At 43.3% G+C, this 245-nt stretch carries 1 protein-coding gene; it reads right to left on the reverse strand.

The features are described from left to right. The coding region (locus tag Q0787_RS19290) for a hypothetical protein (RefSeq protein ID WP_298905098.1) at positions 1 to 245 on the reverse strand (245 nt) is incomplete at both ends.

Below are 245 nucleotides of genomic sequence, written 5' to 3' on the forward strand. Positions count from 1 at the left end.
GTATTATTAAATGTTGCAGTCTCATAACATTCAGTTGCAGGTTCTGCTGGTTGTGATCCGGTCACATCCCATGAACAAGTCGTATTATTAAAGGTTGCAGTCTCATAACATTCAGTTGCAGGTTCTGCTGGTTGACTACCAGTGACATCCCATGTACACGTCGTATTGTTAAACGTTGCCGTTTCATAACATTCCGTTGCTGGTTCTGCTGGTTGCGTACCAGTTACATCCCATGAACACGTTGT

Origin of the sequence: uncultured Psychroserpens sp., assembly GCF_947492715.1 — a bacterium.
Taxonomy (GTDB): Bacteria; Bacteroidota; Bacteroidia; order Flavobacteriales; family Flavobacteriaceae; genus Psychroserpens.